8 protein-coding genes are annotated in these 12847 nt (G+C 44.8%); 5 read left to right on the top strand and 3 right to left on the bottom strand.

Features of this window, described 5'->3' with window-relative positions:
- The first annotated feature begins 448 nt into the window (after positions 1-448).
- The 5 genes from BJP34_RS18955 (at position 449) to BJP34_RS43710 (ending at position 5953) form a co-directional block, all read left to right on the top strand.
- Positions 449-2407, top strand: coding sequence for an N-acetylmuramoyl-L-alanine amidase (locus BJP34_RS18955; protein ID WP_070393686.1), 1959 nt, complete (start codon positions 449-451; stop codon positions 2405-2407).
- Positions 2408-2542: 135 nt separating this feature from the next.
- Positions 2543-3403: an RNA-guided endonuclease InsQ/TnpB family protein gene (locus BJP34_RS49105; protein ID WP_070393687.1), complete on the top strand. Its 861-nt coding sequence runs from the start codon at positions 2543-2545 to the stop codon at positions 3401-3403.
- Positions 3369-3872 (top strand): RNA-guided endonuclease InsQ/TnpB family protein, encoded by a 504-nt coding sequence (locus BJP34_RS49110; protein WP_083305253.1) that lies wholly within the window; start codon positions 3369-3371, stop codon positions 3870-3872. Before BJP34_RS49105 ends, BJP34_RS49110 begins: the two co-directional genes overlap by 35 nt.
- Before the next feature lie 130 nt (positions 3873-4002).
- Positions 4003-4875, top strand: coding sequence for a glutamate racemase (gene murI, locus BJP34_RS18965; protein WP_070393688.1), 873 nt, complete (start codon positions 4003-4005; stop codon positions 4873-4875).
- 919 nt (positions 4876-5794) lie between these two features.
- Positions 5795-5953 (top strand): hypothetical protein, encoded by a 159-nt coding sequence (locus BJP34_RS43710; RefSeq protein WP_158517306.1) that lies wholly within the window; start codon positions 5795-5797, stop codon positions 5951-5953.
- A 5-nt stretch (positions 5954-5958) separates the two neighbouring features.
- Here BJP34_RS43710 and BJP34_RS18970 read toward each other — a convergent pair whose 3' ends face one another.
- The 3 genes from BJP34_RS18970 to BJP34_RS18980 form a co-directional block, all read right to left on the bottom strand.
- On the bottom strand, positions 5959-7119 hold the full coding sequence (locus BJP34_RS18970) for a GNAT family N-acetyltransferase (RefSeq protein ID WP_070393689.1): 1161 nt from the start codon (positions 7117-7119) through the stop codon (positions 5959-5961).
- A gap of 567 nt (positions 7120-7686) precedes the next feature.
- A complete protein-coding gene (locus tag BJP34_RS18975) occupies positions 7687-10431 on the bottom strand; it encodes a hypothetical protein (protein WP_070393690.1) in 2745 nt (914 codons plus the stop codon).
- Between the two features lie 100 nt (positions 10432-10531).
- Complete coding sequence (locus BJP34_RS18980) at positions 10532-12724, bottom strand: hypothetical protein (RefSeq protein WP_070393691.1); 2193 nt, start codon at positions 12722-12724, stop codon at positions 10532-10534.
- Positions 12725-12847 lie beyond the last annotated feature (123 nt).

Below are 12847 nucleotides of genomic sequence, written 5' to 3' on the forward strand. Positions count from 1 at the left end.
GCTATCTGAGCTTGGTGATTAAAGACAATTATTATTGATGCAGGATTCTTGAAGAATCCTGTTCAATTTAGTTGATTGTGTATGCTTTAAGATTTCGATATTGCTAAATGTGTTAACTAAAACCAAATTTTCGATTCAGAGAAACCCGTGTATACTGAAACTCTTGAAACTTAACCAAGCTACTCTACGTCCGAGCTGTTAACGGTTTTAATAAGATTAATCAGATTAATCAGATTAATCTTATTAGTCAAACAGACGCTTACATTGGTTGACTGGGCTATTAATTAGGGGTATTCATCGTGAGCGGTTAGGGATTAGCGGTTAACTATAGCCTACTCTAGGCAGCTGTTAGGGTCTAATACTTAACCGCTAACAGCTGCTATAACCAATTGCTATAACCAATTGCTATAACCAATTACCTAATATACATGATACAGGAGTAATAATTGTGAGGTTTCGCTGGCTACTGCTACTCTCCAGCTCTTTGACATTTTCTCTATTTTCATTGGCGGCTCAAGCCCGTGAACTACTATTTTGGCAATATGATCGCAATCAGAATCGCCTGGAATTTACCACTGATGTGGGTGTACAACCCACAGCCCAACTCATTTCTAATCCTACCCGGTTAGTGATTGATTTACCGGGAATTAACGTCGGAGGTCCATCAACAAATCAGCGTATAAGCGGGGCGATTCGAGAAGTGCGAGTGGGTCAATTTGAGAGACAAACCACTCGGATTGTGGTTGAATTGGCTCCTGGTTACACTATAGACCCCCAGCAGGTAAAATTTCGGGGTATTAGCCCCAATCAGTGGACTGTACAATTACCTCAGCCCTATCGAGGGTCATTGCCGGTTCTGCCTAACCCAGCACCGCCATCCCTACCACCGGCTCAGCCGCCGACCCGCACTCAATCCCCTCCACCACGGCCAACTATTCCGAGATCCAATCCAACTAATCCGAGATCCAATCCAACTAATCCGAGATCCAATCCGGGGATTCGCCGCCAAGGCTTTGAGATCAATAGAAATGGATTTTTTGTCAGTACCGATGGTGGGAAACCTATCATTCAAATCGAACGAAGTCGCAATAACCGCCGCATTAACATCGACCTAGAAGGGGTTACGATTCCCGAGAGTTTGTTAGGGGAGGATTTGGATGTAAATCGCTATGGGGTTAGCAAAATCGAGTTTGAAAAGAAAAAAGAGTCCCCACCGATTGTCCGGATGACCCTGAATGTGGATAGTGACAGCCCTGATTGGCTGGCATCGTTCAGTCAAAGATTGGGAGGGGTGTTGATTTTCCCTAGGGGAATCCCAGCTCAACGCTTAGATAATGGACCAACATCCAAAGTGCCAACGAAACCGATTCAATCTCGTGGCTCGGCTAATATCGGTAAGTTAGCCACCATTGGGTCAGTGGAACTGGCTAGTAATCAGACTCAGCTGTTGATTAAGGCTAACCAACGGGTCAGAGCCACTAGCAAATGGGATCCTCGTTCAAAGGCTTACCAAATTACTATACCGAATGCCAAACTAGCTGAGAAGTTCAGTGGCCCTCAACTTAATACCACTAGTCCCGTATCAGAAGTGATGGTGCGGCAGGAGGACAAAAACACGGTGCTGATTTTGGTACAGCCATCAAACGGTACCCGGATTGGTAGCCTCAATCAGCTCAATGATCAGCTGTTGGCTCTGCAACTGAGACCATTGATATCACGCAGGCCAACCAGGATACCCCCCCGCTCGATTTCTGTGCCACCGCCTCACTCGATTCCTGTGCCACCGCCTAACCGGACTCGCCCACCAATTCCCAGACGTCGGGTTCCCAAAGAGCGCCTGGTAGTGGTCATTGATGCGGGACACGGTGGCAAAGACCCTGGTGCTATTGGGCTTGGGGGTATACAAGAAAAAGATGTTAATTTGTCGATTTCCCGACAGGTGGAAGCCCTGTTGGAAAAACAGGGGATCCAGGTTGTCATGACTCGCTCAGATGACCGATTCATCAGTCTGGATGGACGAGTTCAAGTGGCAGAACGGACGGATGCTGATTTATTTGTAAGCATCCACGCCAATGCTATCGGGGGTAAGCGACCGGATGTGAATGGATTAGAGACTTACTACTACTCTACTGGTCAGAGTCTTGCCCAAACCATCCACTACACTATCTTGCGGAGCGTGGATATTAGTGACCGACGTACCCGACGGGCGAGGTTTTATGTGCTCAGGAAAACCTCCATGCCAGCAGTTTTGGTAGAAGTTGGTTTTCTAACTGGCTATGAAGACTCAGCTAAACTAAAAACTGCCGCCTATCGCAGCCAGATGGCTAGAGCGATCGCTCGTGGCATCCTCCTATACATTCGGCAGAATCGGTTATATTCGGCAGAATCGGTTGACCGAAAAGCCTGAGGGCGCAAGCCCCTGGATTCTATCCATGGGGTTAGCCCGAACAGGAATTTATTCCCTAACTGTCCGGGAAGGTTTGCCCGCTCGTTATCGACTATAATAGTAAGTAAAGCAAACGAACCAAGGAGGTGATTAATCGTGTTGGTAATGGAGTTCAAGGCTGTCCTTAAAGAGTCTCAAAAAGTAGCTATAGATGAAGCCATTAGGACGGCTAGATTTGTCCGGAATAAAGTACTTCGGTACTGGATGGACAATCGTGGCATCGGCAAAAAAGAACTATACCGTTACAACACCCAATTGAGAGAAGAATTTAAGTTTGTTAAAGACCTCAATAGTCATGCCTGTCAGGCATCTGTCCAGAATGTAGAACGGGCAATTAAGCGTTTTTTTGATAATTGCAAAAATAAGGTGCCCGGCAAAAAGGGGTATCCCCGTTTCAAAAAGCATTCTAGGTCAGTTGAATATAAGCAATCTGGATGGAAGTTATCCCCAGATAAAAAATCCATAAAATTCACCGACAAGAAAGGAATCGGAAAAGTCAAGATCAAAGGTACCTGGAACTTGTGGCGCTTCGACCAGAAGTTAATTAAGCGAGTTCGGATAGTTCAAAGAGCCGATGGGTTTTATGTCCAGTTTTGCGTCAAAGCAGATAATTCAGATCAACTAGAAGCTACTGGCTTTACTGTTGGCTTGGACGTTGGACTAAAAGAGTTTTACACAGACTCTGATGGGTACTCAGAACCTAACCCAAGATTTTACAGAAGTGGTGAAAAACGTTTAAAATTTTATCAACGTCGGGTTTCCCGAAAAAAGAAAGGCTCTACTAACCGTAATAAAGCCATTAATAGGCTAGGTAGACATCACCTTAAAATAAGTAGGCAGCGTGAAGAACATGCTAAGAGACTGGCTAGAAGTTACCGCAAGAAGAGTGCAGCCTTTATAGTTGGTAGGCTATGCATCAAAGGTGACAGGTTTTGTTGTAAGGCTGCACTCTTCTAAGGTTTCGTCTCCGGCACGTTGCGTAATCCAATCTAACGATTTGGTCGCCTACGAAAATTTGAGGGTTAAAAACTTAGTTAAAAATCACTGTCTCGCCAAGTCTATCAATGATGCAGGTTGGTACCAGTTCCGGGAATGGCTGGAATATTTTGGACAAAAGTTTGGCAGAGTTACAGTTGCGGTAAATCCTGCCTATACAAGCCAGAATTGTTCCAGTTGCGGCGAAGTGGTCAAAAAGTCATTATCGACTAGAACTCACGTTTGTCAGTGTGGGTGTCAATTAGACAGAGACCACAATGCTGCCAAAAATATCCTAACTAGAGCCTTGAGTACGGTGGGGCACACCGGAACTTTGCTCAACGCTCGGGGAGAATCGACCTCTACTCTTCTTGGTTCCGGCCTAGTTGAGCAAGTTGGCTCGTTGAACCGAGAATCCCCCGGCATAAGCGCCGTGGGGAGTGTCAACTAAGTTAAGTTCTGATATTTTGTCAATTCTTAATTGATAATTGCTAACCTATAATCTAACGATTTTCTTGTTTTGAGCGAACTCAAGTAATCTGTTTATTGCCCCTGGGTGGGTAGGTGCCAATTATTAACCAATGATCAATAACCCAATTTTGATCTCTCGAACTCAACCCCAGAGTCGTCCTATCGGGATTTTCGACAGTGGTGTGGGGGGTCTGACCGTTTTGAGGGAACTATACAAACAACTACCATCCGAATCAATTATTTACTTTGCGGACACAGCAAGGCTACCCTACGGTACCAGGTCTGCGGATGAAATCGTGCAGTTCGGCTTCGAGATTCTCAGCTGGATGGTGCAACAGGATGTCAAAATGGTGGTGATGGCCTGCAATACCAGTTCGGCTCTGGCATTGGAAACTCTGCGTAGTGAGTTTGACATCCCAATGCTGGGGCTGATTCTACCGGGTGCCCGTGGGGCGCTCCACCAAGGTCGTCGGATTGGGGTGATTGCTACACCAGCTACGGCTGCCAGCAATGCTTATCGAAATGCTATTTTAGAGGTTGAACCAACGGCTCAGGTCTGGCAAGTGGGTTGTCCGGAGTTTGTGCCATTAGTCGAGCAAAATCGCTTGTGCGAACCCTACACTAAAGCGGTAGCACGGCAGTACCTAGAACCTTTGCTAGCAGCCCAAATCGATACCCTAGTTTATGGCTGTACTCATTATCCCCATCTAGAACCGATCCTGCGGGAAATATTACCCCCAGAGGTTAAATTGGTAGACCCAGCGAAATACGTTGTTGCTGCTGCTGCTCAAGAACTGGATTTAATTGGAGGGCGGAATACTGGGGAGCCAAGACCAACTCGCTTTGGGGTCAGCGGTTGTCCTCAACAGTTTGCCCAACAGTCCCTACAATGGCTGGGTTACACTCCAACAGTTGAAAAAATAAACCTACCACAGGTGTCAATGCCTACGATACCTTTAGGTGCCACCCATGATGGCGAGTAATCCCTTGACCGTAGGTCACGCTACGCGAACGCCATCACCGAAAGCGCACCTTTAGCTGGCAGGCATTAGAAGCCCCACACCTAATGCGCAGCATAGGTGTGGGATGAATTTTGCACAGAGTATGTATGGAATTGCTATAATATATTTACTGATAAACAAAGCCGTTCGCGTAGCGTGGCCAAAGGCCTTAAATGCTGGTTTGTCAGCTATTTAACTAGCAAAAAAATCGAATTTTTGTATTGTTCCGGCGCGGAGGGGCATCCCGGAGACGAAACCTTAGAAGAGTGGAGCCTTAATCATAAAGTTTTAACCCTTTTATGCATAGCCGACTAACCATAAAGGCTCCACTCTTCTTGCGGTAACTTCTGACCGTGTCGTTAATAAAGCTTGCCGAGTATCCGAACCGTTGGGTGGAGTTGGCAAGAAGCCCACACTGACCTTACAGGTTCAGTGTGGGAGTATGTCACAATCGGTAGATTGATCAATAATAGACCGATTTTTTTGACCATAAATTTGCTTGTGGAGGCAATTGTCACCGCATCCCATTTCCCTTAGGTGAAGTCGTTGCTCAGAGGCGATTTCACCTAAGTTAGTTATTATCATGATTAATTTTTCGCAATTTTTTCGGTCAAATTAACCCCTTTAAGTCACCATGGGCTATTTCAAACTTTAGTAAGTTAACGATAGGGGGATAGGGAAATAAACTAAAATTTCCCGAAGAATGCCCAAATAAGGTCGTTAAAATCTGACGAATTAGCCGCCTTCAATCAACTTTTATCACTAACAATTTGTTAACAGCCTTCGATAAAGGTTAGATAAATTTCCCCAAAATCCCGAGTATTCGTCCAAAATTATCCCCATTTCCCCATCTCCCCATCCTTACAAGGGTAGGTTTTTTACAAAGGGGCAAGTATGTACTTTGATTACGTATAAATTCTTCAAAATATGTATCAAAATATATAAACAAAACCGGGATAATTCTCCCCATTTCCCGCTTTTCCCGACTCCCGATTCCCGATTCCCGACTCCCGATTCCCGATTCCCGACTCCCGATTCCCGACTCCCGACCCAAATCTAAAAAACCTACCCCTGTGAGGTTAGATTTGGAGTTAACTTTTTTAGATTGGTTGAAAAGTCAGGTCTGTGATTCCTGCGATATCCGTTGCTACTCTCCTGTGAAGGAACTACCCGCTCTTTGAAACCTTGATCCATAAAAAAGCGGTTGATTTCGGATAATGAAAGACGATCGGTTTGATGTTCACCCCAATAAAACAGTTCTTCCTCATAGTCTTCTCTTTCTGGAATGACCACTTTGCATGGCAAAGGTCGAAAGCCGATTTTTTCCATGGCTTTTTTGGATGGGATGTTATGTTTATAGGCTTTAGCGTAACAACAGCGCAAACCTAAATAACGGCTAGCCCAATCAAGCATAATCCTTACCGCTTGAGACCCATAACCATTTCCTTGAAAATCTGTACCTAACCAAAAATAAAAAAAGCCAATCCGTTGAGATATTTCCAGACCTACAGAACCGATAAACCCCCAGTATTTATGGTTGACAGCAAACTGATATTTTGTTGATTTGGTCTGGTTTGTCTTTAGCCATTCCTGCCAGTCTTCTTCGTCAAAGTCCGGTAGTTTACACAATTCGGCTATATTGGGGTCGGCGTATTGCCAGAAAAAATCCTCTTCGTGGTAAGTTTGTAAGGGAGTAAGTATTAATGTGTCCGAGCGGAGTGTTTCAACTCCTTTGGGTAAGCTCTTTGTTAGTAATTGTAATTCCTGGTACTCATCAAGTAATTGCTGCGATCGCGAAGCGCATGCCGAAGGCTTATCGCTACTCTGGATTACCCGTTGTAAGGTTTTTTCAGCAAATTCAAAAATGCCTAGCTGTTGATAGGCTCTGCTGAGCAAGCGTAGGTTGTCTATGGCGTGAGGTGGTAGCTTGTAGCCGGATACTGCTTTATCCAGACGCTTTTGGTATTCTTCGCAGCAATAAATTATTAAAGGCCAGTCCTTTAGGTGTTTGCTGGCTTTGATTAATTGGAGGATACTTGTTGTTGGTAGATTGGCGATGATTGGTTTGTTTTCTGCGAGGTTGTGGTTTGGGAAGAATTTTTCCCGTAGGAAAGTTATGTAATCTTTTCTTTCGTGGGGATTAATTTTTTTTTGATATAGGGTCTTGATTTTGTGCCGCCAATTGGTTTGGGCGGTTCGTAGGTTTTTGGGTGATAGATTGACCATGAGGCTATTTTAGATCATGTCCGGATAAACACTGGTCATTATGTTGACGCAGTCTTCCCGTAGGGTAGGCAGCGAGCGAGCGATAGCGGAGTGTTCACATTTATGTGTTCCCCTTCCCACGGGTTCTCGTAGAGTAGGGTAGTAATCGCAAAATCTTGTGATTCACTTCGTTCTGCTCCCAATGAGGTATCGTAACTGGTTTGGCGGACATGATATTACTCCCAGTTAATACATTACTTTATAATCTTTGAGAATATGAAATTAGTTAGAATTCGGTTGGGTGGATTGTCAGCCTAGGCGAATGTTGCGTCTCCTCTATCCCAAACCCAACCGAAACTAGCTCATATTAACTAAAATGACGTAAGTTTCGCTTTAGCTAAAAAACAGCAGGAGGTAGTACAGGAAAATTTTTTGGTTAAATATCAATCGAAGGTTTATCACCGTCGAACTTACGTTATTATTCTTGTGTTTGTTGGGTTTCATACTTCAACCCAACCTACGGCTAGCCAAGATGATCGATAACGATCATCTTCGCGAGTTTATTCCGATAATGGACATTAACGTCACTTACCAAGTTTTTAATTTGTCACGCATGATTATCAAAGCCGCTTGCTGCTGAGCCAGAGTTGCATCCCCGTCAGTTCCTAATAGCATCAAACTTTGTTTGTACTTATTATTTGTCAGGGCTTGAGCCAATTGCTTCGCTTGATTGTATTGACCGTTAGCTAGCAAGTCATTCATATGTTCAAAAATAGCACCTGCGAGTTCTTGTCTCTCTTTACCTTTGTTGTTCGACTTGACTACAGAATTTATCCCACGTTCTGCCGACAACTCAAGGGCAATAAGAGTGCCAACACCTGCAATAATTGGTGCGGCTAAACCACCAGACATTACGATAGCAACTGTTCCACCTGCTACAGCAATCGTACCTCCAACAGCTTCAAAAAAGGCACGACGTCTTTTGGTGCTTATGCGTTTTTGTACCGCCTTTCTAATCTCATCGTCTGAGATGTTTTTCGCCGTTTTACGGCGTTGGTTGGTTTTATAAAACACCAAGGCTCCGTGGTACGCAAAGCCTGCACCAAGGGCTATCCCCGCAACCCCGGATACTTGGGCTGCTGTAGCGCTTACGGTTGCCACATCTTTACCTATACTGGTGCCCAAAGCTGCGGCGGCATCAACCCCTGTACTGAAGCCTTTAGTGATATTTTTAGTCAGGTTTGTGCCAACAACTGCGCCTTGAGCTAGTTGCTCTTTGGTTCTCACACCGCCTTCGGGCTTTCTCATACTGGAAATAAAGCTGAAAGCAGCTACTGCATCAGCAACCAATCCCGAAAGGACAGCGGCTTGACCCAACCCCGTCGCTGCTTCTGAAGCCCCGCCAAAAGCTTTGCTCTCTAATGCGGACTTGACATCCAAACCATCTTCGTCAGCCCCATTGACAATATCCAATGCTGCGTTTAAAGCGTCTATGGGAGTTGTCGAGATTCCTTCTGGTGAAGCGTTAAAGAACAATGCGCTCATCGCCTCATTAAAAGTTTTTGCTGCTTCTGGGTTAATTTTCACTAGGGCTGCGTGCAATTCACTCAAGGCACCAAAGCTTCTTTTCATTTGGGCATTGATGATTTTCTCATCTGTCACTAACAGCTGGTCAATGCGATTGAGTACTTGTTGAACTGCCTGAATACGGTCTTTGTGTTCCGACGCGCTGGTATAGTTGTCCGCACTGGTTTTCATTGCCGTGATCGCAAGTTTAAACTGGTTAAGCGTTTCGACCGTGCTTTCACTCGAAACATCCTTACTAATCGCCATCACTTTGCGTAGTTTTTCTAACAAAGCCTCCTGGTACTTGACAACATTCTTGTGTTTCTTCTCTTGAAAAAATTTTCCATCAAATTTCTTCACATTTCGTTTAAAAATGTGGCCAAGCCCTTCCAATTCCGTCTCCAGACGCTGCATCATCTTCTGACGATATTGTTCTATCGAATTATTAATTTCTTTGTTGTCATACTTTCGATTGAAGGAAACATCTGAGATATCTTCGCCATAAGCATTGGCGATGCTTAAATCGAAGGTATTTAAGTCATCGCTACCAAAGTTGGAATATAATAATTTTTGAGCAGTGTAAATCTTAGCATTGTTGGCGTTGATAAACGCTTCCTTGCCATCTATTTTGTTAACGGCATTCACCAGCCGGACGTATTTTTTGATCGCTTGTTTTTCTGATTCAGATAAATCCTTAGCATCTTTTAAGGGGTTATTGTTAGTTGTGTCAATTTTGTCCTGTGCCATAAAGTACACATCGTTAAGCCTTTCCAGGGAAACACTTTTTCCATCGGGATGATAGATATTGTCCAGTAAATCTCTCAAGTCCTCATCTGGACCAGCCCCAAGTTGCTTACCTGTCAGTTCTGCTCGCAAATCTTTTAATGCAGTATCTGCTTCATCTGGCAAAGGACGCCACTGTTGGGTATCACTGGAGTCAGAATAGGCACTACTACGCACTGATATCTCCAACTTGGTTTCGCTGTCGTCATCGTTAATGAAGTCTTCCTCGTCGTTATCATTGCTTGAATCGTTCAAGGAAAACTGCTTCACCAATGGCAGGTCATCAATATCAACATTTTCTAAACTTTTATTCAGTGCCTTGAAACCTGCTTTGTCTATACGCTTGCCAATAAACTTCCTAACTTCAGTGGGATCTCCCCCCACAGATAAGCTGCGCTGGAGTCTACCACGAGGGTCTACCACCCCCGTATTAACGGTATTAAGTGCATCAGATAAGTCAGATAAAGATTTGCGTCGCCCGATGGGGTTAGGCACGTCATCATCGGAATCAATATCAAGAGAATCTTGATCTTTCACACGAAGTTGATCGAGGTCATCTGTAGTTCTGCTTCTTTGAGTATCTGTATCAAGTTTTGTTTGCCGGTCCGCTGTTGGATCGCTATCGCTTCTCTTGCGTTTCAGTTTTGTAGCTGATTTTACATCGCTTTTTGGACTATCGATATCTGACAAACTTTTACGGCGTTGTAAATTTGAATTTACAGATAAATTAATTGAGTCGCCTATTGGAGCGCCATCTTGAGCATCAGAGATAACATCATTACTTGTTGCATCGGCATCACTGCGTAAATCAGTAATATCTACATCTCGATCAATGCTATCGAGATCATCGGTTGTTTTGGCGCGGTCATTATCATCCCGAAGATTACGTCGACTAAGACCCGTATTAATATTGAGATCATCGGCACTGAAGCGTTGTTTTTTCTTACTTTTAGTGTTTCCAGTTTTTATGATGGAATCTGACATGACTATTTTTCTCCTATTTAATAATTAATTAGACTGATTATTTAATTGCTGGCAAGCTTGGCCATACATAATGACTTTTTCCTCCTTTTTCACAGACCAACTAGGCGGAAGTAATTGACCTGTAATCACCGCCCTCCTGCCTTTGTGCCCGCTGAGCGCGGCGCTGAGCAATATCGGCGGAGTCATCCTTGAGAGCAGTAACTCGGCGTTTACTTTCATGCTCTTCCACCACCTCATCTGGGATAAATAACCCCCGAGTTTTCTCCTTAGAAGTAGCCTTGCTTTTTCGCGGTAGATAGGTCGTATTACCGTCCTTATCCTTCACCGCAAAAATTTTACGATTGTTATCAATATCAAACCTTGGTGCGGCATTGGTCATAGCATTCCCAGGACCAAGGGGAGCATTTTGACTAATCCACACATCCGGCACATACTGACCTTCCGAAAGCTCCTTAGCCGTGGCTTGACTCTTTTTCGGCCAGTACTGAGTACTACCATCATCTGCTTTCACAGCAAACAAATCCCGCTGATTGCCAAAGTCATATCTTGGCAGCTTTTTCAACACCTCCTCTACAATCGAATCTTTCTCCGGGATATATTTCCCCGCAAGCAATTCCCCATCTGTGGCTTCACTTTGGCGGGGTAGATATTCCGTCTTCTTGTTCCCAAACCAGCTTGTGGTAGTGGTGGCAAACAAAATCCGTCCCGTGTTGGTATCTTTGACAGTGGGGTGGTTAAAATTCCCTGCCTCTTCGATTTGATTCACCGGATCTTTAGCCGCAAATCCCTCAAGATACCGACCTTCAGCCAGTTCCTGGGGGGTAGCTTCATTCTTTTTGGGAAAGAATTCAATTGTGCCATCCGCCGCTTTTGTGGCAAACAGTTTGCGTCCGCCATTTTTGGGGTCAGTTTTGGGTGGTTGGTATAACTCCTCCCCGGCGATTGAGGCTTTTTCGGGAATATATTTCCCGGCATTTAATTCGTCAATGGTAGCTTCGCTTTGTCGGGGGAGATATTCCATATCTGTCTGATTACCGTCACCGTCCAAAACCGCCGTCGCATATAACTTCCGACCAGTTCTTACCTCCGTAGAAGTGGGACTGTCATTACCCAATTCCGATGAATCTAAGACCTTATTCACTGGATCTTTGGCAGCAAAGCCTTCAAGATAGCGACCTTCCGCCAATTCCATAGCGGTGGCTTGATTCTTTCTGGGGAAGTATTGAATACTACCATCCGCCCCTTGTGTAGCAAACAATTTGCGTCCGCCATTTTCGGGGTCAGTTTTGGGTGGTTGCTCCAACTCTTCCCCAGCGATGGAATCTTTTTCGGGAATATATTTCCCGGCATTTAATTCGTCAATGGTAGCTTCGCTTTGTCGGGGGAGATATTCAGTGCCAAACAAACCAGTGGTTTTAGTGGCGAACAAAGTCCGACCAGTGTTGACATCCCTTCGGGTAGGACGTTTATCCCCAAGCTGAGATGAATCTAATATTTGATTTACCGGGTCTTTGGCAGCAAATCCCTCAAGATATCGACCTTCCGCCAATTCCTTGGCAGTAGCTTGATTTTTTTTGGGAAAGTATTGAACACTCCCATCTGCAGCTTTTGTAGCAAACAATTTGCGTCCGCCATTATCGGAGTCAATCTTGGGTGGTTGCTTTAACTCTTCCCCGGTGATGGGAGATTTCTCTGGGATATATTTCCCCGAACTCAATTCCAAAGCAGTGGCTTCACTTTGTCGGGGGAGATATTCGGGTTTTTCCTTACCTTTACTGTTGGTAGTAGTGGTAGCGAACAAAGTCCGACCAGTATTAACATCCTTTCGGGTAGGATGCTTTAACTTCGAGGCATCTGAGATGGTATTCACAGGTTCTTTTCGTACCGCAGCGTCTTCCACAAATGCACCCGACTTGATTTCGGAATCACTCGCTTGACTTCGGACAGGTAGGTATTGGGTAACTCCTCCCTTGGTTACAGGATAAATCATCCGACCTTTACCAATGTCGTATGTGGGCTTTGGTTCTTTTTTTTGTTTAGCTTTACTAACATCCCCACTGGTATCTTGTCGCCTTAAACTAGGTGGTTTGCTGACTGTAAGGGACCCAGAATCGCTATTTTGTAAAGAATTTGCCCGTTTTTGACGCGCCTCACCTCCACCAGATGAGCGATCGCCCCTGCCACCAGTCGGTGGTGATAAACCCCTATTCTGTCGGTTATTTGTAGCACCACCGCTACGCTTGAGGGCATCTTGCTTGCGGCGGAACCTCTTTATCTTTTGCCTTAGGCTCATGGCAATGATTTTACCTCCTTTGATAAGTAATATAGCAATTCTACGACTTGTGAGGTACAATTTTCTGGTTTTTAGGGAGCAGGGAGCAGGGAGCAGGGAGCAGGGAGCAGGGAGCAGGGAGCA

Source organism: Moorena producens PAL-8-15-08-1 (genome assembly GCF_001767235.1).
Lineage (GTDB): Bacteria > Cyanobacteriota > Cyanobacteriia > Cyanobacteriales > Coleofasciculaceae > Moorena > Moorena producens_A.

Bases quoted from the DNA above. Each gene is read 5' to 3' on its own strand.
- BJP34_RS18980 (WP_070393691.1), bottom strand. From the start codon at position 12,724: ATGAGCCTAAGGCAAAAGATAAAGAGGTTCCGCCGCAAGCAAGATGCC.
- murI (WP_070393688.1), top strand. From the start codon at position 4,003: ATGATCAATAACCCAATTTTGATCTCTCGAACTCAACCCCAGAGTCGT.
- BJP34_RS18975 (WP_070393690.1), bottom strand. From the start codon at position 10,431: ATGTCAGATTCCATCATAAAAACTGGAAACACTAAAAGTAAGAAAAAA.
- BJP34_RS18970 (WP_070393689.1), bottom strand. From the start codon at position 7,119: ATGGTCAATCTATCACCCAAAAACCTACGAACCGCCCAAACCAATTGG.